The sequence below is a fragment of the Streptomyces sp. Ag82_O1-12 genome (genome assembly GCF_900182715.1).
In the GTDB taxonomy this organism is placed as follows: domain Bacteria; phylum Actinomycetota; class Actinomycetes; order Streptomycetales; family Streptomycetaceae; genus Streptomyces; species Streptomyces massasporeus.
Map to the genome: position 1 here is coordinate 3,359,639 of NZ_FXUW01000001.1, position 23,867 is coordinate 3,383,505.

The following is a 23,867-nucleotide window of genomic DNA, read 5'->3' on the forward strand; positions in this document are numbered from 1 at the left end:
GACCACGACGGACCGGCGCACAGCACCACCACCACGGGCGAACTGACGAGGGGACGGCCGCACATGACCTGGTTGATCACCGGCGGCGCCGGCTACATCGGCGCGCACGTCGTACGGGCGATGACCGCGGCGGGCGAACAGGCGGTGGTGTACGACGACCTGTCCACCGGGATCGCCGAGCGCGTGCCCGACGGGGTGGAGCTGGTGGTGGGCTCGACCCTGGACGCCGAGCGCGTCGCCCGTACCCTCGCGGACCACGAGGTCACCGGCGTCGTCCACCTCGCGGCGAAGAAGCAGGTGGGCGAGTCCGTCGAACTGCCCCTGCACTACTACCGGGAGAACGTCGAGGGCCTGCGGATCCTGCTGGACGCCGTCACGGCGGCGAAGGTGGCGTCCTTCGTCTTCTCCTCCTCGGCGGCGGTGTACGGCATGCCGGACGTGGACCTGGTCACGGAGGAGACGCCGTGCCTGCCCATGTCGCCCTACGGCGAGACCAAGCTGGCCGGTGAGTGGCTGGTCCGCGCGACGGGCCGGGCCACGGGGCTGTCGACGGCGTCCCTGCGCTACTTCAACGTGGCGGGGGCGGCGGCTCCGGAGCTCGCGGACGCCGGTGTCTTCAACCTCGTGCCCATGGTCTTCGAGAAGCTCACGCAGGACGCGTCGCCGCGCGTCTTCGGCGACGACTACCCGACCCCGGACGGCACCTGCGTGCGGGACTACATCCACGTGGTCGACCTGGCCGAGGCCCATGTCGCGGCGGCCCGGGCCCTGCGCTCCTCCCCCGGCCGCGACCTCACGCTGAACATCGGCCGGGGCGAGGGCGTCTCCGTGCGCGAGATGATCGACCGCATCAACGCGGTGACCGGCTACGACCGTCCGCCCGCGGTCACCCCCCGCCGCCCGGGCGACCCGGCCCGCGTCGTCGCCTCCGCCGACCGCGCGGCGGCGGAGCTGGGGTGGAAGGCCCGGCTCGACGTGCGGGACATGATCGCGTCCGCGTGGGAAGGGTGGCTGCGGCTGCACCCGGAGGCGGGACGGGGCTGACCCCGCCTGCCGCCGGACCGCTCTCCCTGACGGCGGAGCCCCTCAGAGCGCCCGCAACGCCTCCGCCGTGGCCCGGGCCAGGGAACCCAGGTACCCCTTCGGCAGCTTCGGGTTGCGGATCACCACGGAGCGCCAGTACAGCGGGCCGGAGATCAGGTCGAGCGCGAGGTCGCGGTCGAGGCCCTCGCGGAGCTCCCCGCGGCGTTCCGCCGCCGTCACGATGCCGGTGGCCACGCCGTCCTGCCCTTCGCGCAGGGCCTTCTGCATGGCCTCGGCGATCTCGGGGTTGCGGGCCGCCTCGGCCTGGAGATCGGGGATGATCTGCGAGGCGACGGGGTGGCGCAGGGCCCGGGACGTCACCTCGTAGAGGAGCCGCAGGTCGCCCTCGAGGGAGCCGGTGTCCGGCGCGGGCAGGCCCTGCACGGCGAGTGCCGAGACGATGTCGAGCACCAGGTGCAGCTTCGAGCGCCAGCGGCGGTACACCGCCGTCTTCCCGACCCCCGCCCGGCGCGCGATCCCCTCGATGGACATCCGCGCGTACCCGACGGCCGCGAGCTCCTCGAAGACGGCCGCCCGGATCGCTTCCGTCACGTCCTCCCGCAGCACGGCCGCCCCCGCGGGGGCCCGGCGGCGCGGGGGCTGCTGGGGCTCGTCGGGCTTCGTCGTCATGCCGACAGCATAGGGCGTCACGACGGAACGGTTGCGTTCCGACGTCCGCCCGACGTACGCTCCCGTTACGACGATACGGCCCCGTCCCGACGTAAGAATTCGTGAAGAGTCCGGTAAAAGCCACCCCTCAGCCCTTGCTCTTCGCGGCTCCTGGTCCCACAGCCCCCGAGCGAAAGCAGCGGATGTGAGTACGGTCCTCCACACACCGCCCCAGCCTCCAGCCCCGGCCCCGGTCTACGACGACCTCACGGCCCTCGCCGCCCGCCACGGCCTCTCGGTCAGCGGCGCCCGGCCTTCCCTGCCCGAGTACGTCCGCCGGCTGTGGGCCCGCCGCCACTTCATCACCGCGTTCGCCACCGCCAAGCTCACCGCCCAGTACAGCCAGGCGAAGCTCGGCCAGGTCTGGCAGGTGATGACCCCGCTGCTGAACGCGGCGGTCTACTACTTCATCTTCGGCGTGCTGCTCGGCACCAAGCACGGCGTGCCGGACTACATCCCGTTCCTGGTCACGGGCGTGTTCATCTGGACGTTCACGCAGAGCTCGATCATGGCGGGCACCCGCGCCATCTCCGGCAACCTCGGCCTGGTGCGCGCCCTGCACTTCCCGCGCGCCGCGCTGCCGATCTCCTTCTGCCTCCAGCAGCTCCAGCAGCTGCTGTTCTCGATGGGCGCGCTGGTCGTCATCCTGCTCTGCTTCGGCGTGCCGGTCGGCGTGTCCTGGCTGCTGGCGCTCCCGGCCCTGTTCCTGCAGTTCACGTTCAACGCGGGCGTCTCCATGGTCATGGCCCGGATGGGTGCCAAGACCCCCGACATCGCGCAGCTGATGCCGTTCGTGCTGCGCACCTGGATGTACGTCTCGGGTGTCATGTGGAGCATCGACAAGCTGGCGCAGAAGGACAGCCTGCCCCACGTGGTGACCATCGCGCTGGCGGCCAACCCGGCCGCCGTCTACATCGACCTGATGCGCTTCGCCCTGATCGACAGCTTCCACGCGAGCCAGCTCCCCGCCCACGTGTGGGCGATCGCCACCGCCTGGGCGCTGATCGCCGGGGTCGGCGGCTTCATCTACTTCTGGAAGGCTGAGGAGACGTACGGCCGTGGCTGAGCACCCGAACGAGAAGGTTCCCACCGTCGTCGCCGACGGCGTCGACATCGTCTACCGCGTCAACGGCACCGGCGCCGGACGCGGTTCCGCGACCGCCGCCCTCAACCGCATCGTGCGTCGCAAGCAGACCGAGAAGGCATCGGGCGTGCGCCGGGTGCACGCGGTGAAGAACGTGTCCTTCGTCGCCTACCGGGGCGAGGCGATCGGCCTGATCGGCACCAACGGCTCCGGCAAGTCGACCCTGCTGAAGGCCGTCGCCGGGCTCCTCCCCGTGGAGAACGGCCATATCTACACCGACGGCCAGCCCTCCCTCCTCGGCGTCAACGCCGCCCTGATGAACGACCTGACCGGCGAGCGCAACGTGCACCTCGGCGGCCTGGCCATGGGCATGTCCCGCGAACAGATCAAGGACCGCTACCAGGAGATCGTCGACTTCTCGGGCATCAACGAGAAGGGCGACTTCATCACCCTGCCGATGCGGACGTACTCCTCCGGCATGGCGGCCCGCCTCCGGTTCTCCATCGCCGCCGCCAAGGACCACGACGTCCTGCTGATCGACGAGGCGCTGGCCACCGGCGACCGCTCCTTCCAGAAGCGCTCCGAGGAGCGCATCCGCGAGCTGCGTAAGCACGCGGGCACGGTGTTCCTGGTCAGCCACAACAACAAGTCGATCCGTGACACCTGCGACCGGGTGCTGTGGCTGGAGCGCGGCGAGCTGCGCATGGACGGGCCGACGGAGGACGTCCTCAAGGAGTACGAGGCGTTCACCGGCGACAAGGCGGACAAGCCGAAGCCGAAAGCCAAGCCGAAGGTCACCGTTCCCTCGTGAAGGCCGCCGCCCCCTGGTGAAAGCCGCCGTTCCCTCGTGAAAGCCGCCGTTCCCTCGTGAGGCCCACCCGGTCGGCCCTTTTGTCTCATTGATGGCAGCATGACCGCATACGGTGCAGCTGTGAGAGGGGTCCCTGTGATGGCCGAGCTCAGTATCGTCGTCCACGGGCCGAACGTTCAGGACCATCTGACGGAACTCCTCGACTCCCTCGCCGCCCACACCCTCCCGGACGCCGAGGTGATCGTGGCGGCGGTCGGCGACTGGGCCCGGGAGACGGCCGAGCGGCACGCCCCCGACGTGCAGGTCGTGCCGTTGCCGGACGGCACGGGCGACGCGGCGGCCCGGGCGGCGGGCGCGGCCCGGGCCGCCGGCCGCTGGCTGCACTTCGTCCACGCCAAGGACGGCCTGCCCGCCGGCACCCCGCGCACGGTCGCCGAACGGGTCGCCGAACTCCCGGGCGAGGTCGACGTCCTCCTCCTGGACCACGTCCGCAGCACCTGGCACACCTCCGGCATGCCCTCCCCGGACGGCGCGATCCTCGCCCGGGCGGGCCGCGCCGACGTCGCCCTCGACGACTGCGCCCCGCTGCTGCGGCTGACCCCGCTGCTCGGCACCCGGGTCCTGCGCGCGGACTTCTGGCGGGCGCACGAGTCGCGGCTGAGCACCGACGACGAGCCGTACGCCGCCCTGGCCGCCCTGCTGCTCGCCGACCGCGTCGCCTGCCTGCCGCACGTCGCCTACGAGGACCGCCGGCTGCGCCCCGCGAGCCTGCCGCCGGTCACGCCCGAGCAGCGCTACGGCCTCGTCGAGCGCTACGAGTCCCTTCTCGACCTCACCCGCGACCGGCGGGCCGCGCACACCGTGCTCTACGACCTCATGGTCCGCGACTGCCTGCGCACCTTCGCGCGCGGCGGCATGCCGGAGGAGGTCGCGCGGGAGTTCTTCCGCCGGGCGTCCCTGGCCGCCCTGCGCCGCCGCCCCGAGAAGCACCGCCGTCCGGCCGGGCTCGAAGGCGTCCGCCGCTCCCTGCTGGAGGAGGGCGCCTACGCGAAGTACCGCGCCTTCCAGGCCGTCAACCGCACCCGCCGCACCGCCAAGTCGGCCCTGCGGACCCGCAAGCGCCAGGCCGGCGCCAAGCTCCGCGACCACCAGTACCGCAAGGCGCTCGGCCGCCCCGTCAATCCGCATCTCGCGGTGTTCTCGGCGTACTGGAACCGCGGCGTCGCCTGCAACCCCGCCGCGATCGCCGCCAAGCTCGCCGAACTGGCCCCGCAGATCCACGCGGTGTGGGTGGTCACCGAGGAGAACGCGGCCCTCCTGCCGCCCGGCACCGACCACGTGGTGCCCGGAAGCCGCCGCTACTGGGAGGCGCTGGCGACCGCCAAGTACCTCGTCAACAACGTCAACTTCCCGAACGCGGTGGTCAAACGCCCGGACGCGATCCACGTCCAGACCCACCACGGCACGCCCCTGAAGCGCATGGGCATCGACCAGATGGCGTTCCCGGCCGCCGCGCAGGGCCTGGACTTCAAGGCGCTGCTGGAGCGCATCGACAAGTGGGACTTCAGCATCTCCGCCAACAGCCACACCACCCGCATGTGGGAGCGTGCGTACCCGTCGCGCTACATCTCCCTGGACCACGGCTATCCGCGCAACGACGTGTACTACACGGCCGGCGCCGGCGACATCCGCAGGGTCCGCGACCGCCTCGGCATCGCCCCGGGCCGCCGCGCCGTCCTCTACGCGCCCACCCACCGCGACTACGAGGCAGGCTGGACGCCGCGCCTGGACCTCGCCGCCCTCTCCGACCGTCTGGGCGAGGACACGGTCCTGCTCGTGCGCGGCCACTACTTCTACGGCGGCGCCGCCTCCCCGCTCACGAACCTGCGCCGCACCGGCCGGATCATCGACGTCTCCTCCTACGACCCGGTCGAGGAACTGTGCCTGGCGGCGGACGTCCTGGTCACGGACTACTCCTCGATCATGTTCGACTACGCCAACCTCGACCGGCCGATCGTGATCCATGCCGACGACTGGGAGACGTACCGCACGACCCGCGGCGTCTACTTCGACCTGATGGACCAGGCCCCGGGCCCGGTCGCCCGCACTCAGCAGGAACTGACGGAGATCCTCACCACCGAGGCCTGGCGCGACGAGGGCGCGGCGAAGACCCGGACCGTCTTCCGGCGCCGGTTCTGCGAGTACGACGACGGACGCGCCGCCGAACGCGTCGTCCGCCGGGTCTTCCTCGGCCAAGACGGACGGGACCTGCCGCCCGTGCTGCCGATCGAGGAACGCACTCCGGCCCCGACCCCGCAGGAGGCGACCGCATGAGCACCCCTGACGTCACCGTGACGGTCATCGTCTACAACGACGCCGAACGGCTCACCCGCGCGGTCGAATCGGTCCGCCGCCAGACCCACGCCAACCTCGAGATCGTCATCAGCGACGACCACTCCACGGACGCGACTCCGGCGGTGGCACAGCGGCTCGCGGCCCAGGACCCCCGCATCCGCCATCTGCGCCTGGAGCGGAACAGCGGCGGCTGCAGCGCCCCGCGCAACCGCGCCCTGCAGATCGCGCGGGCGCCGTTCCTGATGTTCCTCGACAGTGACGACGAACTCCCCGACAACGCCGTGGAACTGCTGCTCGCCGCCCACCGCGAACGCGAGATCGACTTCGCGATGGGCGCGGTGCAACGGGTCCGCGTGGACAACGGCCGCCGCTCGACGTGGATGCCGCACCTGGTCGCCGAGCGCCGCACCCTCGACGGCATCGAGGCCGACCCGCGGCTGTTCTTCGAGCACCTGTCCACCAGCAAGATGTACGCCCGCGCCTTCCTCGACCGGCACGACCTGCGCTTCCCCGAGGGCATCCACTACGAGGACCAGCTGTTCTCGGCGCAGGCGTACTGCCTGGCCAAGACCTTCACGATCATTCCGCAGCCGGTCTACCGCTGGTACGTGGCGCCCTTCGCGGCCTCCGAGACGGCCTCGATATCCAACCAGCGGCACAAGCTGGCCAACGTCCGGGACCGCGTCCACGTCCAGCACCTCATCGACGCGTTCCTGTCCGAGAGCGGGCACGAGTCGCTGCGCGAGGACAAGGACCACAAGTTCCTCAAGCACGACTTCCGGATGTACGCCGGTGACCTGCCCTACCGGGACGACGCCTGGCTGACGTCCTTCGCGGACATCGTCACCCCCTACCTCGACACGCTCACGCCGGGTGCGTTCGCGCGTCTCCCGCGCGCCGAACGCGTCGTCGTCCAGCTGATCCGCGACCGCCGCCTGCCGGAGGCCCGCCTGGCCGCCCGGGGCCTCGGCCACGGAGTGGGCCCGAGGCGCGTGACCGCCGACGCGGAGGGCCGCACCTATTGGGGGGACCGAGTCCCCGAGTCGGAATGGGCACGCCGGGAACTGGACATCTCCGACCTGGAGTTGGAGACCCGCCCCTTCCCGAGCGCCCAGTTCCGCCACGAGATCACGGAGATCACCCGGGGCCCTGGCGCCTCGATCGACCTCACGATCCGCACCTACGACCCGGCGCTGCGCCTCCCCGTGGGCCCGCAACGGGCGACGCTCCTCATCGCCCCGGGCGGCCGCCGCCTGCGCGTCCACTTCCGCCTCTCCCCCGTGCGTCCCGGCCTCTTCGAGGGCCACGCCCACCTGGACCTCGGGGCGGCCTCGCTCCCCCTCCACGGGTTCGCGGGCATCCGCCACCCCCTGCTCCGCCTCCAGCACCAAGGCCTCTCTCACACGGGCCTGCTCCTGGCCCCCCTAGCCTTCCCGACCCTGACGACCCGCGTCCCCTCCCACCACCTGACGGTGGAACCGGAGGGCCACGCCCCGGGCCGTCTCCAGGTCCGCTGGGAACCGGTGGGGGTCACGGCGAAGCTGATCCGCCCGACGGCCCGCAGACTGGCCCGCCCGAGGGTGAAGCGGGCCGTGCGGCTGGTGGCGAGCGCGCTCAAGTAACCCCATCTCCCGGCCTCGGGGCCCCCGGCTCCTCGTGCGGCGTCGGATTCGAACGGCAGGCGCCCCGGGCCGATTCCGGCCCGGGGCGCCTGTCACGCCGTACGTCCCGCGGCTACGAGTGCGTGCGCAGCAGCGTCCTCATCGTGCGCATCGCCACCGACAGGTTGGCGAGGTCGAACGACTCGGAGCTCTGAATCTCCTCCAGCGTGGCGCGGGCCCGGCCGAGGATCGCCGCGTTCTTCTGCTCCCACGCCTTGAAGCGCTGCTCCGGCGTCGAAGTGCCGTCGCCCACGGCCAGGACGTCGGCGGTCACCGCCGCGTGCGCCGCGTACAGGTCCTCGCGGATCGCCGCACGGGCCATGGACTGCCAGCGGTCGGTGCGGGGCAGCTCGGAGATGCGGTCCATGAGCTGGGTGATGCGCAGCCGGTCGGCGAGGTCGTAGTAGACCTCGGCGACGTCCAGCGGTTCCCGGTCCATGCGGTCGGCGATCGAGACGATGTCGAGCGTCGGGAAGGCCGAGGAGAAGCCCGCCACCCGGGTGGCGAGTTCGTCCGGGACGCCGACACCCGTCAGTTCGTCGTAGATCTTCCCGTACCACTCCTGGTCGGCGCCGCGCAGCAGCTTGGGCAGCTGCGACCAGACCTGCTCGACGCGGTCGGCGAAGAAGTCGACGGTCTCGGCCAGCTGCAGCGGCTGCGGCCGGTTGTTGAGCAGCCAGCGCGTGCCGCGCTCCACCAGGCGGCGGGCGTGCAGCCGGATGCGGGTCTGGACCTCGGCCTCGACCTTGTTGTCGAGTGCCTCGACCCCGTCCCACACCGGGGACTGGCGGAAGATCGCCCGGGCCGCGGTCTGCGCCCGCACGATCTCCTCCAGCGACGCGCCGGTCTCCTCGCGCAGCCGGTGCAGATATGTCGTACCGCCCGTGTTCACCGTGTCGTTGACCAGCACGGTCGTGGTGATCTCACGGCGCAGCGGGTGGCAGACGAGGTGGTCGGGGAACTGCTCGCGCAGCTCGGTCGGGAAGTACGCGTGCAGCAGGGTGCTCAGGTACGGGTCGTCCGGCAGCGAGGTGTGCAGCAGCTCCTCGGCGACGGTGATCTTCGTGTACGCCAGCAGCACGGCCGTCTCCGGGCCGGTCAGGCCCTGCCCCTGGGCGAGCCGCTCGCGGATCTGCCGGTCGGTGGGCAGGAACTCCAGCGCCCGGTCGAGATGACCCTCCCTGACCAGGTGCTTCATGAAGCGCTGCTGGGCGTGGAGCATGGCGCCGGACTGGGCGAGGGCGTTCGCGATCGCCGTGTTCTGCGCGTAGTTGTTGCGCAGCACCAGGTGGCCGACCTCGTCGGTCATGTCGGCGAGCAGCTTGTTGCGCTGCTTGACGGTCATGTCGCCGTCCCGGACCAGGCCGTTGAGCAGGATCTTGATGTTCACCTCGTGGTCGGAGGTGTCCACGCCCGCGCTGTTGTCGATGGCGTCGGTGTTGATCCGGCCGCCCTGCAGCGCGAACTCGATCCGGCCGAGCTGGGTCAGGCCGAGGTTGCCGCCCTCGCCGACGACCTTGACGCGCAGGTCCGTGCCGTCGACGCGGATGGCGTCGTTGGCCTTGTCCCCGACGTCCGCGTTGGACTCGGTGGAGGACTTGACGTATGTGCCGATGCCGCCGTTCCACAGCAGGTCCACCGGCGCGTGGAGGATCGCCTTCATCAGGTCGGCCGGGGTCAGCTTGGTGACCTTGGCCTCGATGCCGAGCGCCTCGCGGATGTGGGCGTTGACCGGGATCGCCTTGGCCGTGCGCGGGAAGATGCCGCCGCCGGCCGACAGCAGCTCCGTGTTGTAGTCCTCCCAGCTGGAGCGGGGCAGCTCGAACAGGCGGCGGCGCTCGGCGTAGGAGGTGGCGGCGTCCGGGTTCGGGTCGATGAAGATGTGCCGGTGGTCGAAGGCGGCCACCAGGCGGATGTGCTCGGAGAGCAGCATGCCGTTGCCGAACACGTCACCGGACATGTCGCCGATGCCGACGACCGTGAAGTCCTCGGTCTGGGTGTCCACGCCCAGCTCCCGGAAGTGCCGCTTGACGGACTCCCAGGCGCCGCGGGCGGTGATGCCCATGCCCTTGTGGTCGTAACCGGCGGAGCCACCGGAGGCGAAGGCGTCACCGAGCCAGAAGTTGTAGTTCTCGGCGACCCCGTTGGCGATGTCGGAGAAGGTCGCGGTGCCCTTGTCGGCGGCGACGACGAGGTAGGTGTCGTCCTCGTCGTGCCGGACAACGTCGGCCGGGGGCACGACCTCGCCCGCGACCATGTTGTCGGTGATGTCGAGCAGCGCCGAGATGAACGTCTTGTAGCTGGCGATGCCCTCCGCCATCCACGCGTCCCGGTCCACGGAGGGGTCCGGCAGCTGCTTGGCGACGAAGCCGCCCTTGGCGCCGACCGGCACGATGACGGTGTTCTTGACCATCTGCGCCTTGACCAGGCCGAGGATCTCGGTGCGGAAGTCCTCACGCCGGTCGGACCAGCGCAGGCCACCGCGCGCGACCTTGCCGAAGCGCAGGTGGACGCCCTCGACGCGCGGCGAGTACACCCAGATCTCGAACGCCGGGCGGGGTGCCGGCAGGTCGGGGATCGCCTGCGGGTCGAACTTCATGGAGACGTAGTCGTGCGGCTTGCCGCCCGCGGCCTCCTGGAAGAAGTTGGTCCGCAGCGTCGCCTTGATGACCGTCAGGAAGGACCTGAGGATCCGGTCCTCGTCGAGCGAGGCCACCTGGTCGAGGGCCGCGTCGACCTCCTCCAGCAGCGCGTCCACGATCTCGTGCCCCGCGCGCTGCCGGTCGGGCGACATCCGCGCCTCGAACAGGGAGACGAGCAGGCGGGTGGTGTGGACGTTGTTGCGGAGGGTGTCCTCCATGTAGTCCTGGCTGAACGTCGACGCGGCCTGGCGCAGGTACTTGGCGTACGCCCGCAGGACCACCGCCTGGCGCCAGGTCAGCCCGGCGCTCAGCACGAGGGCGTTGAAGCCGTCGTTCTCCGCCTTGCCGGTCCAGGTGGCGGAGAAGGCGTCCTGGAAGCGCTCGCGGGCGTCGTCGCCGAAGTGGTCCCCGGCGCCGTTGGCGCGGGGCATGCGCAGACCGAAGTCGTAGATCCAGGCCACGCTGCGGTCCGAGCAGCGCAGCTCGTACGGCCGCTCGTCGACGACCTCGACACCGAGCCGGTTGAGGACCGGCAGGACGGCCGAGAGGGAGATCGCGTCGCCCGTGCGGTAGATCTTGAAGCGGCGCTCCTCGGGGGCGGCGCCCACCGGCTCGTAGAGGCTGAGCGCGAAGTCCTGGTCCGCCTCGCTGTTCAGCTGCTCGAGGTGGACGAGGTCGGCGACCGCGGCGCGGGGGTTGTGGTCGGCCTTGTAGCCCTCGGGGAAGGCGTGCGCGTACCGGCGCATCGCCTCGGCCGCGTGCTCCTCGCCGAGCTCGGCGTTGAGCGCCTCGGCGAAGGCGTCCTCCCAGGAGCGGGCGGCCTCCACCAGCCGGGCCTCGATGCGCTCCTTGTCGGAGTCGGACAGCTCCGGCAGTTCGGTGCCCTGCGGGACCCGGACCACGAAGTGCAGCCGGGACAGGATCGACTCGGTGTTCCAGGCGGTGAAGTCGACGCTGATGCCGCCGAGCTCCTCCTTGAGGATCTCGATGATCCGCAGGCGGACGGCCGTGGTGTAGCGGTCGCGCGGGAGGTAGACGAGGGCGGAGTAGTAGCGCCCGTATTCGTCCTGGCGCAGGTAGAGCCGCAGGCGCCTGCGCTCCTGGAGGTAGAGCACGGAGGTGACGATGGCCCGCAGCTCGTCGGCCGGGGTCTGGAAGAGCTCGTCGCGCGGGTACGTCTCCAGGATCTGCGTCAGGTCGCGGCCGTCGTGGCTGTTGGGTGAGAACCCGGCACGCTCCAGGACCTCCTCGACCTTGCGCCGGATGACCGGGACCCGGCGCACGGACTCGGTGTAGGCGGCGGAGGAGAACAGCCCGAGGAACCGGCGCTCGCCGATGACGTTGCCGTCGGCGTCGAACTTCTTGACGCCGATGTAGTCCAGGTACGACGGCCGGTGCACGGTCGCCCGGCTGTTCGCCTTGGTCAGCACGAGCAGCTTGTGCTCGCGCGCCTTGGCCCGGGCGTCGGCGGGCAGCCGCTCGAACGACGGGCTGACCGGGTGGCTCTCCTCCCCGGCGTGCTGCGGGTCCGCGCGCAGTATGCCGAGCCCGGTGCCGGGCACGGCGGCCAGCGAATCGTCTTCGCGGAGCTGGTACTCGCGGTAGCCGAGGAAGGTGAAGTGGTCGTCGGCGAGCCAGCGCAGCAGTTCGCGGGCCTCCTCGACCTGGGGCCCGGGCAGGTCGTCGGGGATGGACTCGTCCGGCAGCCCCTCCGCCAGCCGGATCGCCGCCTCGCGCATCTTGCCCCAGTCCTCGACGGCCTCACGGGCGTCGGACAGCACGCGCAGCAGGTCGGCGGTGATCTGCTTCAGATCGGCCCGGTCGGTCTCACGGTCGATCTCGACGTGGATCCAGGACTCGACGTGCACGTCGTGCGGAAGGTCGCCGGTGGGCGGGGTCGACAGGACCTCGATGAGCTTGCCGGTGACATCGCGCCGCACCACGAACTGGGGGTGGATGACGACGTGGATCCCGCGCCCCTGACGCGTCAGCTCATTGGTGACGGAGTCGACGAGGAAGGGCATGTCGTCGGTGACGACCTCGACCACGGAGTGGCTGCAGGTCCACCCGTTCTCTTCGACCGTGGGGGTGTGCACCCGCACGTTCGCCGTGCCCTGGGGGCGGTTCTCGGCCAGCCGGTAGTGCGATACGGCCGCTCCGAAGACGTCGACCGGGTCGCGGTCGGTGAGGTCCTCCGGGGCCGTGTGCAGGTAGTAACGCTGGAGGAACGTCAGGAGGGTCTCGCGGTCCGGGGCCTTCTGGGCGTCTGGGGTCTCCTCGCCCGTCGACCCGGTCGGTAGGTGCCCCCCGACCGGGCTGTTCTCAGCTACCCGGGCGGCCCTCTCGAGCAACTCGGCCTTGGCTTCGTCCAGCTTGGTCTGCATTGTCCTCTGGCTCCTGTCGCGCGCCGTTGCGTGACGTAGAAGGAAGTACGGCCTCTGCGCTTACGACCTCACGTCGTGACACGGGGTATCCGGTCTGTTCCGACGCTATGCCGCAAGGTGAGATGAGCGGGGGTGTCTGAGCCATTCTTGAGCTGCCGCACCGGTGTGACGCTGCTCTCTGCGACGCCCGAATCCAGGTGATGCTCGGGGTCCCGGGAGTCCTCGATGTCACGTCCCGCCCGCGAAGACCAGCGACCGCCGCCCGGTCACGGATGTCGTCCGTGCTCTCCGGGCGCAGGGCAGGGACGACGACGTCCCCGCGAACTATCGCGCTGATCACGCCACCAAGGCTATCGCTCCTTACAGGGGCTCCGTCATGAGCCGTATGTGTACAAAACCAGCCCTGGAAGTTTGACGTTCTGCACAGTGTCGCTGCCGGTTCCGGTCAGGTGCGCCCGTCAGGCCGCGAGCCGCTCAGCCTCGGCTACCGCTTCCTCAAGCGTGTCCACGACAGGAACGCCGACGGTTTCCAGACTCACCCGACTGTGCGACCCGCCGGTGTACAGCACGGCCCGGGCTCCCACGTGCAGCGCGGCCACCGCGTCGTCCGCCGCGTCCCCGATCACCACGGTCCGCTCCGGCGCCACACCGCTCAGCGACGCGAGGTGCCGCACCATGTGCTCGGCCTTGCTGCCCCCTGACGGCCCGGTCCGCCCGTCCACCCGTATGAAGTGCGGCTCGATGCCGAACCCGCGCACCAGCGGAACCAGCTCCTCGTGCACGTACATGCTCAGGATCGACTGGCTGCGCCCCGCCGAACGCCACCCGGCCAGCAGCTCCACGGCCCCCACCGTCAGCCCGCACGCCGTCCGGTGCTCGGCGTAGTACCGGTGGAAGATGTCGTCCATGGCCTCCCACTCGGCCTCGGTCGGCAGCCGCCCCATCAGCCGCTCATAGAACTTCGGCACCGGTACGCAGTACAGCTCCCGGTACTTCTCCAGCGTCAGCGGCTCCAGCCCCAGCTCGGCGAAGGCCGCGTTCGTCGCCCCGATGATCGCGTCGATGTCGTGGAACAGCGTCCCGTTCCAGTCCCAGACAATGTGCGCGCCCGTCTTCATCCCCATGCCCAAAAACGTACCCGCCCGCACTGACAATCAAGAGAACGGCACCTCAACGCGCCCCCCGCGGCCGGTTCAGCCTCCGTGGCCCACCAGGTTCGCGATCTCCTGCGTGGCGAACCACAGCAGCTCGTGGTCCTCGGCGCCGTCCACGACGGACTGCGCGTCGTCGTCCCCGCGGTCCGCCGCCGGCAGCGCCTCGGCGGCCGCCGTCACCCCGGCCTGCGCGTCCGCCGCGTCGACGTGCACGGACGCGGCCTTGCCCAACGGCACCGGCCCCGCGACCCGCACCTCCCCCGGCTCCGCCGGGTCGTGATCCGCGCTCGCGGCCCGGTCGGGCACGTCCACGGCGATCACGATCCGGCGCCGCGGGGCCTCTGGCTCGGCCGCCAGCAGGCGCAGCGAGGCCAGCGCGGCCCGGCCGAGCGCCGCGTACTCCAGTTCCTCGATGTCGTCGGAGGCGTACCAGTCGCGCAGCCCTGGCGTCACGGCGTAGGCGACGAACGCGCCGGCTCCCAGCTCACCCGTCTTGTACGCCTCGGCGAGACCGGGGAGGGTCAGGGGCACGTAGACACGCATGGCTGGCCGCTTTCGTGGTCGTGGTCATGGTCGTGGTCAGAGGGGTCAGGAGAGCTCGGGAGAGCTCGGGAGAGCTCCCGGAGGGCCTTCAGGATACGTGCGGGGCGTCCCCTTTCGAGTCCCGGCCCGGGGCGCCGGACGCGTCCACCCCAGGCCCGGAATTCACCCGGCGCATCCCCGCGATCTCGGGCTCCACGCCCCCGACATCACCCGGATAGGTGAACATTCCGGCGCCCGCGAGCCGGGTCCCGCTTCCTTGCCCCGGCCCCCGTCGGCCCCGTACAAGATCACCAACCCGAAGTTACTCCCCGGTATCAACCGGGCCCACGAAACGGGGACCCCCATGCACAAGGTCATGACCAGGACCCAACACCGCCCGACGCCCCACTCCCCGAGGTCCGCCTCCCGCGACAGCACAGCACCCGGCACCCCCTCGCCTGCCTCCGGCAGCGCAACGCCCCGCCGATCTGCGAGCACCACACCCCGCGTGCCCGCCGACACCGCCGGCCCGCGACCTCCGGCGAATCCCACACCCCGCACCCCCGGCAGCGCAGCGCCCCACGGATCTGCGAGCACCGCACCCAGCACCACCACCGCCGACCCGGGATCCGCCACACCCGGCACCTCCACGCACACCACACCCGCCGCTGTCGGCAGCACCGCACCCGACGCCCCGGCACACACCGCCCCGTGCCCTCCCGCGAACCCCACACCCCGCACCCCCGGCAGCGCAGCGCCCCGCCGATCCCCAAGCACCTCACCCCGCACCCCCGTCGGCCCCGGATCCGCCCCGCCCGTCCCCGCCGCTGCCGCGCCCCCGCGATCCCCCGGCAGTGGGCGCTCCCGGCCTTCGGCTGCGGGCGGTCGTCCACCCGCCTCCGCTCGCGCCAGGGCCTCCCGCACCCGCCCGGCGGACACTCGCCCGCCGACCCTCGCCCCGACCCGCACAACCCCCCGTAGGGCCCCGGAGGCAGCCGCCACCCGGGCGCCGGGCACGGACCTCGCCGTCCCGGGCTCCACCTCCACCGAAGCCGCCCCGCGCGTCCCGGCTCAAGGGTCCCGGCACGCGGCGATCCCCCAGCCTCTGCCCACCGACGTGTTCGCCGACCTCCTCGTCGCCGTCCTGAGCGGCCACCGCCCCGTCCACTCGATGCTCCGCCACACCCGCGGCCGCGCCTACGACGAACTGGCCTGGCTGGCCGAACGCGGCCCCCTGCGCACCCGCGGCGCCCGCCCCGTCGTACGCGACATCGGCTACTTCGAACCGCGCCCGGGCGCCATCGAGGCCTTCGCACGCGTCGGCGCCGGCGACCGGCTGCGCGCCATGGCCTTCCGCCTGGAACTCGGCCAGGACCTGCGCTGGCGCTGCACGGCGGTGGAACTCGGCCCCCGCCCGCCCCGCCCGGAGTCCGACTGAGGCGCAAAAAAACCGAGGGGCCGGACACCCTCAGGTGTCCGGCCCCTCAAGCCGCTACGGCGCCTCGGCAACCGTCACTTCTTGCGACGACCCCGGCTCCGCGACTGCTTGCGCCGCTCCGCACGCGTCAGGCCGTCGGCCTCGGAGCGCACCGGCTCGCCGTCCTCGGTGAAGTCACCCTCGATGGTGCCGCCCTCACCGTCGACCGTCGGCGCGGAGAAGTGCAGGTTGCGCCGCTGCGGGACGTCGAGCCCCTTGGCGCGGATCTCCGGCCGGGAGCCCGCCTGCGCCGGCACCGCGTCCTGCTTCTCGAGGTCGGCCACCGGCTTGGTGTCCTCGACCGGGACCTCCTCGACCTGCTGCTCGACCTGGACCTCCAGGTTGAACAGGTAGCCGACGGACTCCTCCTTGATGCCCTCCATCATGGCGGTGAACATGTCGAAGCCCTCGCGCTGGTACTCGACCAGCGGGTCCTTCTGCGCCATGGCGCGCAGGCCGATGCCCTCCTGGAGGTAGTCCATCTCGTAGAGGTGCTCGCGCCACTTGCGGTCCAGGACCGACAGCACGACCCGGCGCTCCAGCTCGCGCATGATCTCGGAGCCGAGCTGCGCCTCACGCGCCGCGTACTGGTCGTGGATGTCGTCCTTGATGGAGTCGCCGATGAACTCGGCGGTCAGTCCGGCGCGGTCGCCGGCCGCCTCCTCCAGCTCCTCGACGGTGACGTTGCACGGGTAGAGCTGCTTGAAGGCGCCCCACAGCCGGTCGAGGTCCCAGTCCTCCGGGAAGCCCTCGGCGGTCTCGGCCTGGACGTAGGCGTCGATGGTGTCGTCCATGAAGTGCTGCACCTGCTCGTGCAGGTCCTCGCCCTCCAGGACGCGGCGGCGCTCGCCGTAGATGACCTCGCGCTGGCGGTTGAGGACCTCGTCGTACTTCAGGACGTTCTTACGGGTCTCGAAGTTCTGCTGCTCGACCTGCGACTGGGCGGAGGCGATCGCGCGCGTGACCATCTTGTTCTCGATCGGCACGTCGTCCGGGACGTTCGCCATCGACATCACGCGCTCGACCATCTGGGCCTTGAACAGGCGCATCAGGTCATCGCCGAGGGAGAGGTAGAAGCGGGACTCACCCGGGTCACCCTGTCGGCCGGAACGACCGCGCAGCTGGTTGTCGATGCGCCGCGACTCGTGCCGCTCGGTGCCCAGCACGTAGAGCCCGCCGAGCTTCTCGACCTCGTCCTTCTCGTTCTTGACGGCCTTCTCGGCCCGCTCGAGCGCCTCGGGCAGGGCGTGCGCCCACTCCTCGATGTGCTCCTCGGGGTCGAGGCCGCGCTGGCGCAGCTCCGCTTCGGCGAGGTCCTCCGGGCTGCCGCCGAGCTTGATGTCCGTACCACGGCCGGCCATGTTGGTGGCCACGGTGACGGCGCCCTTGCGGCCGGCCTGGGCGACGATCGTCGCCTCCCGGTCGTGCTGCTTGGCGTTGAGCACCTCGTGCTGGATGCCGCGCTTGCTGAGCTGCTGCGAGAGGTACTCGGACTTCTCGACGGAGGTCGTGCCGACGAGGATCGGCTGGCCCTTGCGGTGCTTCTCCTCGATGTCGTCGACGACCGCCTCGAACTTGGCGACCTCGGTCCGGTAGATCAGGTCCGACTGGTCCTTGCGGACCATCGGCCGGTTCGTCGGGATGGGCACCACGCCGAGCTTGTAGATCTGGTGGAACTCGGCGGCCTCGGTCATGGCCGTACCGGTCATGCCGCAGAGGCCGGGCTGTTCCTTCTCGTTGTGGTCGTGGCGCTTGTAGAGGCGGAAGAAGTTCTGGAGGGTGATCGTGGCGAGCGTCTGGTTCTCGTCCTTGATCGGCACCGCTTCCTTGGCCTCGATCGCCTGGTGCATGCCCTCGTTGTAGCGGCGGCCCGCGAGGATACGTCCGGTGTGCTCGTCGACGATCATGACCTCGTCGTCGATGATGACGTAGTCCTTGTCCTTCTTGAAGAGCTCCTTGGCCTTGATGGCGTTGTTCAGGTAGCCCACCAGAGGGGTGTTCACCGACTCGTAGAGGTTGTCGATGCCCAGCCAGTCCTCGACCTTGGCGACGCCGGACTCGTGGATGGCGACCGTGCGCTTCTTCTCGTCGACGTCGTAGTCCCCGGTCTCCTCGAGACCCTTGAGCGGCTGGCCGGCCTCGCCGCGCTTGAGGCGCTTGACCAGCTTGGCGAAGTCCCCGTACCACTTGGTGGCCTGGTCGGCCGGGCCGGAGATGATCAGCGGCGTACGGGCCTCGTCGATGAGGATGGAGTCGACCTCGTCGACGATGGCGAAGTTGTGGCCGCGCTGGACGAGCTCGTCCTGGGACCACGCCATGTTGTCGCGCAGGTAGTCGAAGCCGAACTCGTTGTTCGTGCCGTACGTGATGTCGCAGGCGTACTGCTCACGGCGCTGAGCCGGCGTCATGTTGGCGAGGATGCAGCCGACCTCGAGGCCCAGGAACCGGTGGACGCGGCCCATCATCTCGGAGTCGCGCTCGGCCAGGTAGTCGTTGACCGTGATGATGTGGACGCCCTTGCCGGACAGGGCGTTCAGGTACGCCGGCAGGGTGCCGACGAGGGTCTTGCCCTCACCGGTCTTCATCTCGGCCACGTAACCCATGTGCAGGGCCGCGCCACCCATCATCTGCACGTCGTAGTGACGCTGGCCGAGGACGCGCTTGGCGGCCTCGCGGACGGTGGCGAACGCTTCGGGCAGCAGGTCGTCCAGGGTCTCGCCGTCCGCGTAGCGCTGCTTGTACTCATCGGTGAGGGCGCGCAGCTCGGCGTCGGAGAGGTCGACGAAGTCCTCTTCGATGGAGTTGACCTGGTCCGCGATGCGGTGCAGCTTGCGCAGGATCTTGCCTTCGCCTGCACGCATGATCTTCGAGAGGACGGACACGGGGGTTGGTCTCCTTGCCGGTCGGGCCTGGGACGGTCGGTTACCACTTGACTTACTGAGCAACGGCCATCGTATGCGAGGACCCCACCGCGCCGGGAGGGCCTGCTGTGACGGCGACCGTCCGCTGCTTCAATTCTGATTCACGTCTGCTTCAAAGGGGACAACGTGCGGCCCCCTCGGATAGTGCCGCACCTCTCCACCGAATTGCACAACGCGTGACCACCCCTTCACTGACGGCGAAGACATGGCGTCGTGACCGGCTTCCCAGCAGAATCAGTCGATGGACCCCGTCACCCTCACCACGGACCGTCTCCTGCTGCGCACGGTCGGCTCCCAGGAGACCGACGCGGTGTACGACGCCTGCCAGGACCCCGACATCCAGCGTTGGACCACGATCCCCTCGCCCTACCTGCGCGAGCACGCCCGGAGCTTCACGGAACAACTGGTCCCCGACGGCTGGGCGGACGGCTCCATGTTCACCTTCGGCGTCTTCCCGCACTCCGGAGGGCTGGCGGGCATGCTCGGCATCACCCTGCGCGCCCTGGGCATGGGCGAGATCGGCTTCTGGGCCACGAAGGAGCACCGCGCCAACGGCTACGTCACCGAGGCCGCCCTCGCCGCCTGCCGCTGGTCCTTCACCCATGCCGCTCTCGACCGCGTCGAATGGCGTGCGGAGGTGGGGAACCGGGCGTCCCGCGCGGTGGCGGAACGAGCGGGCTTCACGATCGAGGGCACGCTGCGCTCCGCGATGAACAACAAGGGAGTACGCCGGGACATCTGGGTGGGTTCCCTGCTCCCCTCGGACATGGGCCTCCCGTCGACGGCGCCCTACCTGCCGGCGCGCTGACCGGCCCTCCCGGGCAGACCCGCAGGTCACACCCCGTTGTCAGTCCCACCGCCTACTCTGCGGCCATGACCACCCCGCGCCCCATCGCAGACCTCTCCGCCGACGAGGCCCGCAGAATCGCGCTCCGCGCCCAGGGCTTCCTCGGCGCGCCCGACCGCCGCTCCGGCGTCCGTGGCATCCTCCGCCACCTGGGCGCGATACAGCTCGACACGATCTCGGTCCTGGCCCGCTCCCACGAACTCGTGCCGTACGCCCGCCTGGGCGCGGTGGGCCGCAAGACGGTCGAGGACGCCTATTGGCAGGACACGCACTCCTTCGAGTACTGGTCCCATGCCGCCTGCGTCCTCCCCATCGAGGAGTGGCCCCACTTCGCCTTCCGCCGCCGCGCCTACCGCAACCGCCCGCACTGGAACCACGAGCTCCCCGCCGGCGCCTACGACCAGGTCGTCAAGCAGCTGCGTTCCGAAGGCCCCCTCACCGCGACGGAGTTGGGCGGCGCGAAGAGGACGAGCGACTGGTGGGACTGGTCCGGCTCCAAGGTCGCCGTCGAACGCGCCCTGATGTACGGCGAGGTGGTCTGCGTGGAGCGCCGAGGCTGGAAGCGCCTCTACGACCTCGCCGAGCGCGCCGTCCCGCAGGAGCTGCTGCACGACGAGCTGGATGACACCGAGTGCCTGCGCCGCCTGGTCCGCCTGGCGGGCCGTTCCCTAGGGGTCGGCACCCGAGCGGACATCGCCGACTACCACCGGCTCAAGGGCGAGCAGGTCGACGCGGTGATCGCGGAATCGGGCCTGGTCCCGGTCTCGGTCGAGGGCTGGGGCAAGCCGGCCTGGGCCGACCCCGCGGCCCTTCAGACGCCCCCGCGCGGTCGCCACCGCACCACGCTCCTGTCCCCCTTCGACTCCCTGATCTGGGAGCGGGCGCGCACGGAGCGGATCTTCGGCTTCACCCACCGCCTGGAGGCCTACGTCCCCAAACAGAAGCGTGTGTACGGCTACTTCGCGATGCCGGTGCTGGCCGGCGGGCGTCTCGTCGGCCGCGTGGACCCGGCCCGCGAGGGCCGCACGCTGGTGGCCAAGCAGGTCACGCTGGACGGCCCGAAGGCCGTGCCGGCGGTCGCCCAGGCCCTGGCGGAGGCGGCGACCTGGGTGGACTGCACGACCGTCCGCGTGGAGCGGGTCGACGCACCTGACCTGCGCGAGCCCCTGACGAAGGAACTCGCCCGCCTCGTCGGCTGAGACCGGGGGCTCTGGCCGAGCCCGGTACCTGGGCAAGCCCGGGTCCCGGGCGAGACCCGGTCCCTAACGGATCTCGAGGATCTTCTCCCGCATCGCGTACACCACCGCTTCCATCCTGGAGTGCAGCTGCAGCTTCTCCAGGATGTTGCGGACATGGTTCTTCACGGTGTTCTCGGAGATGAACAACTCCTTGGCGATGTCACGGTTGTTCATTCCCGTGGCGACCAGCTTCAGGACTTCCAGTTCGCGGTCGGTCAGGCGCGGCGCGGGCACCAGCCGGCGCTCGTCCGTGCGCTGGATCATCGATTTGAACTCGGTGAGGAGTTTCGACGCCATGGACGGGCTGATCTGCGACTGCCCGTCGGCCACCGCGCGAATGGCGGTGGCCACCTCGTCCGTGGAGATCTCTTTGAGGAGATAGCCGGTCGCACCCGCCTTGATGGCGTCGTAGAGATCGGCTTCCTCGTCGCTGATCGTCAACATGATGATCTTGGCGCTGGGTGCCACCTCCTTGATGGAGGTGCACGCCTCGATCCCGCCGCGCTTGGGCATCCGTACGTCCATCAGGACGATGTCGGGCAGCAGGTCGGCGGCCTTCTCGACGGCCTCGGCGCCGTCGCCCGCTTCCCCGATGACCTGGATGTCCTCCTCGGCCGCGAGCACGATCTCCAGGCCACGGCGGAACAGGGCGTGGTCGTCCACCACAAGGACTCTGATCGGTTCCTTGCGTGGAGTCCCCGAGTCCGGGCCCATGCCGACGACGCCGCCGTCGGCATCCTCGTCACGCATCGGTCCGAAGCTGTCCGCCATCGTTCCTCCCCCTGAAGGCTGTGGCCTGAGGTCCTGAGCCATCGCCAACCCAGAGCAACGACCCACCGGTTGGGCCGTGGCCACCATGATTTCATGCCCGGACGGCACCAGGGTGCCGGAGCGGGGCGCGAAGTGGTCGCACGGGGGTGCCCCTGGGGGCGCACACGCGCTCCAGGGGCACCTGTTCCGCTGTCACCCGGCATGGTCAGCCGCCGAGCGCACCGCCCGCGTCCGGGGAGTGCGCCTGGGTGACCATCGTGTCCGTGCTGAGGTGGATCACGCCGTAGTCGTAGGCGTGCCGTCGGTAGACGACACTCGGTTCCTTGGTCTCGGAGTCGACGAACAGGTAGAAGTCGTGCCCGACCAGCTCCATCTCGTAGAGAGCCTGGTCGAGGGTCATGGGTGCTGCGACGTGGGTCTTCTCGCGGACGACGATGGGGCCGTCACCCTGCACTTCCAGCGAGCCGATCTTCTTCGTGGGTACGGCCTCGGGCTCCTCCTCGGGAGCCGGCACGAGTCCGTTTCCGTTGAGCGTCGCCACGCCCGGGACGTGGTCGGCGACCTCGGCGGCCGGGATCCGGCGCGCACCGCGGCGCGAGTAGCGCTTGTCGTGCTGCCTGCGCAGCCGGGCTTCCAGCTTTTCCGCCGCCAGGTCGAGCGCCGCGTACGGATCGCTCGCCGCTGCCTCCGCCCGGATCACCGGACCGCGGGAGCGGAGCGTGATCTCCACTCGGTCGCAACGGTCGGCCTGCCGGGGGTTGGGCTCCTTGGACACCTCGACGTCGAGGCTGATCACCTTGCCATCGAGCTTCTGGATCTTCTCCAGCTTCAGCTTCTCGGCCACGTGCTTCCGGAACCGCTCGGGCACCTCGGTCTTGCGGCCCTTGACGACGATGTCCACGCAGAACTCCGTTCCCGGATCGCTCCGCTTCGGTGCGGAGCGTCTCCCTTTTGCACCAGGCTCCGGTGAGTCCCGGAACCTCGGACTCGGTGACTTCCACCTCCTCCCCCGTGAGCGAGATCTCCACTCCACCGTCGCGAGTGATGAAGAAAAAACCCGCAACACGGCATTCGGTTTTGAGAGGTGTGGCCTGCGGCTTTCCCTCTCAACCGAACATATCTCGCCCGGACGGATGTCGTCACCCTCTACTGCGGCGTACCTCCGTTCAGGTGAATAGGCCCTCTCGTTACCTGCAACGACACAAGATCTCAGTCAGTTCCGGTTTATTTCGAAAGAGTCCGGTGATGCCGCGACCACTGCCGCGCACACCACGTCAACGACTCCGCCGGCGTCAACCGCGCCCGCGTTCACCTGCCGGGCGGGCCGCCGACCCGTCCTCTCTCGCCTTGATCCGACGTTCTGTTCTTCTCTGCTTTCCCAGGTCTCTCCCCCGTACACGGCCGAAGTCCACGCAGCGTCCGGAATCGGCCCCGGCGCCCCGGACGGGACCCCGGGCGCGGACGAGGCCGCCCGTACGGCTCGCGCGGCCTCCGCCAGGGAGGCGCCCGTGGTCATCACGTCGTCGACGAGGACGACCGGCCCCCCACAGAGCAGCCGCACCCCTGCGGGAGCCACCGCCAGAGCGCCCGCGAGATTGTCCAGCCGCTGCCGGGAGTTGAGCCCCGACTGGTCGGCCACGGCCCGCCGCTGCCGCAGCACGCCGACCACCCGCGCCGGACATCCCGTCCGCCGCAACTCACCCGCCGCCGCGAGCGCGATCCGCCGCGCCGGATCATGCCCTCGGGCCCGCACGGAGCGCCGCCCGGACGGCACCGGCACGAGCAGCACAGGAGCCCTGCCGCCCCGCGACCACACCGCCCCGGCCCCCGCCGAGGCCGAGGCACGCCAAAGCCCCACCCGCACGGCTCCCGCCAGTGCCACGCCGAGCGGTCCGGCGAGCGCCAGGGCACCGCGCTCCTTGTGGGCCAGCAGCGTCGCCCGGACCTCGTCCGCGTACCGGGCGGCCGCGTGCACCACGGGCAGCCCGGGCGGCTCCGGCACCGGCCGCACCCGGTGCGCCTCGGCTCCGCTCAGCACCGCACGGCACCGCGCGCACAGCACCGTACGAGGCACTCCGCAGCCTTCGCACTCGCCCGGCAGCACCAGGTCGGTGAGGTCCTGCCACCACCCCCGCATGACGTCCACTGTGCCGACACGGACCCGACCCTGCCACCCCTGTGGACAACAGCCTGTGGACAACCCAGCGCTCCGGCACCAGCGCGTCCCCCACACGAGCGACCCCGTAGG

General features: G+C 70.6%; 16 protein-coding genes. 8 read left to right on the forward strand and 8 right to left on the reverse strand.

What is annotated here, in order from left to right:
* Positions 1-63 precede the first annotated feature (63 nt).
* Positions 64-1,044 carry a UDP-glucose 4-epimerase GalE gene (gene galE / locus QOL88_RS15340; RefSeq protein ID WP_097216969.1) on the forward strand — a complete coding sequence of 327 codons (981 nt, stop codon included), beginning with the start codon at positions 64-66 and terminating at the stop codon, positions 1,042-1,044.
* A 42-nt stretch (positions 1,045-1,086) separates the two neighbouring features.
* Here galE and QOL88_RS15345 read toward each other — a convergent pair whose 3' ends face one another.
* Positions 1,087-1,713: a TetR/AcrR family transcriptional regulator gene (locus QOL88_RS15345; RefSeq protein ID WP_097216970.1), complete on the reverse strand. Its 627-nt coding sequence runs from the start codon at positions 1,711-1,713 to the stop codon at positions 1,087-1,089.
* Positions 1,714-1,897: 184 nt separating this feature from the next.
* On the opposite strand from QOL88_RS15345, the gene QOL88_RS15350 reads away from it, so the two are divergent.
* The 4 genes from QOL88_RS15350 (at position 1,898) to QOL88_RS15365 (ending at position 7,624) form a co-directional block, all read left to right on the forward strand.
* Positions 1,898-2,818 (forward strand): ABC transporter permease, encoded by a 921-nt coding sequence (locus tag QOL88_RS15350; RefSeq protein ID WP_097216971.1) that lies wholly within the window; start codon positions 1,898-1,900, stop codon positions 2,816-2,818.
* Entirely contained in the window at positions 2,811-3,647 is an 837-nt protein-coding gene (locus tag QOL88_RS15355; RefSeq protein WP_097216972.1) for an ABC transporter ATP-binding protein, read from the forward strand. Before QOL88_RS15350 ends, QOL88_RS15355 begins: the two co-directional genes overlap by 8 nt.
* Positions 3,648-3,785: 138 nt before the next feature.
* Positions 3,786-5,981, forward strand: coding sequence for a CDP-glycerol glycerophosphotransferase family protein (locus tag QOL88_RS15360; RefSeq protein ID WP_097216973.1), 2,196 nt, complete (start codon positions 3,786-3,788; stop codon positions 5,979-5,981).
* On the forward strand, positions 5,978-7,624 hold the full coding sequence (locus QOL88_RS15365; RefSeq protein WP_283445894.1) for a glycosyltransferase family 2 protein: 1,647 nt from the start codon (positions 5,978-5,980) through the stop codon (positions 7,622-7,624). The genes QOL88_RS15360 and QOL88_RS15365 overlap by 4 nt, the downstream gene beginning before the upstream one ends.
* A gap of 112 nt (positions 7,625-7,736) precedes the next feature.
* Here QOL88_RS15365 and QOL88_RS15370 read toward each other — a convergent pair whose 3' ends face one another.
* The 3 genes from QOL88_RS15370 to QOL88_RS15380 all read right to left on the reverse strand — a co-directional run bounded on the left by QOL88_RS15370 (position 7,737) and on the right by QOL88_RS15380 (position 14,386).
* The gene (locus tag QOL88_RS15370; protein WP_097216974.1) at positions 7,737-12,689 is read right to left on the reverse strand and encodes an NAD-glutamate dehydrogenase; all 4,953 of its coding nucleotides are present in this window, start codon (positions 12,687-12,689) and stop codon (positions 7,737-7,739) included.
* A gap of 458 nt (positions 12,690-13,147) precedes the next feature.
* Positions 13,148-13,813 (reverse strand): HAD family hydrolase, encoded by a 666-nt coding sequence (locus QOL88_RS15375; RefSeq protein WP_031107197.1) that lies wholly within the window; start codon positions 13,811-13,813, stop codon positions 13,148-13,150.
* Positions 13,814-13,882: 69 nt separating this feature from the next.
* A complete protein-coding gene (locus QOL88_RS15380; RefSeq protein ID WP_097216975.1) occupies positions 13,883-14,386 on the reverse strand; it encodes a DUF6912 family protein in 504 nt (167 codons plus the stop codon).
* A gap of 1,096 nt (positions 14,387-15,482) precedes the next feature.
* On the opposite strand from QOL88_RS15380, the gene QOL88_RS15385 reads away from it, so the two are divergent.
* On the forward strand, positions 15,483-15,803 hold the full coding sequence (locus tag QOL88_RS15385) for an Rv3235 family protein (RefSeq protein ID WP_355807340.1): 321 nt from the start codon (positions 15,483-15,485) through the stop codon (positions 15,801-15,803).
* A gap of 74 nt (positions 15,804-15,877) precedes the next feature.
* On the opposite strand, the gene secA is transcribed toward QOL88_RS15385, so the two are convergent.
* On the reverse strand, positions 15,878-18,724 hold the full coding sequence (secA, locus tag QOL88_RS15390) for a preprotein translocase subunit SecA (RefSeq protein WP_097216976.1): 2,847 nt from the start codon (positions 18,722-18,724) through the stop codon (positions 15,878-15,880).
* A 280-nt stretch (positions 18,725-19,004) separates the two neighbouring features.
* Here secA and QOL88_RS15395 point away from each other — a divergent pair, with 280 nt between their 5' ends.
* Together QOL88_RS15395 and QOL88_RS15400 are read left to right on the forward strand one after the other, a co-directional pair.
* Positions 19,005-19,571, forward strand: a complete 567-nt coding sequence (locus tag QOL88_RS15395; RefSeq protein ID WP_097216977.1) for a GNAT family N-acetyltransferase — start codon at positions 19,005-19,007, stop codon at positions 19,569-19,571.
* Between the two features lie 65 nt (positions 19,572-19,636).
* The gene (locus tag QOL88_RS15400) at positions 19,637-20,809 is read left to right on the forward strand and encodes a winged helix-turn-helix domain-containing protein (protein ID WP_097216978.1); all 1,173 of its coding nucleotides are present in this window, start codon (positions 19,637-19,639) and stop codon (positions 20,807-20,809) included.
* 63 nt (positions 20,810-20,872) lie between these two features.
* Here the strand turns inward: QOL88_RS15400 and QOL88_RS15405 are convergent, their stop codons facing one another.
* From QOL88_RS15405 to QOL88_RS15415, 3 genes are all read right to left on the reverse strand, one after another.
* Positions 20,873-21,619: a response regulator gene (locus QOL88_RS15405; protein ID WP_097216979.1), complete on the reverse strand. Its 747-nt coding sequence runs from the start codon at positions 21,617-21,619 to the stop codon at positions 20,873-20,875.
* A gap of 205 nt (positions 21,620-21,824) precedes the next feature.
* Positions 21,825-22,520: a ribosome hibernation-promoting factor, HPF/YfiA family gene (gene hpf / locus QOL88_RS15410; RefSeq protein WP_030837593.1), complete on the reverse strand. Its 696-nt coding sequence runs from the start codon at positions 22,518-22,520 to the stop codon at positions 21,825-21,827.
* Between the two features lie 312 nt (positions 22,521-22,832).
* The gene (locus QOL88_RS15415) at positions 22,833-23,756 is read right to left on the reverse strand and encodes a ComF family protein (RefSeq protein ID WP_097223009.1); all 924 of its coding nucleotides are present in this window, start codon (positions 23,754-23,756) and stop codon (positions 22,833-22,835) included.
* Positions 23,757-23,867 lie beyond the last annotated feature (111 nt).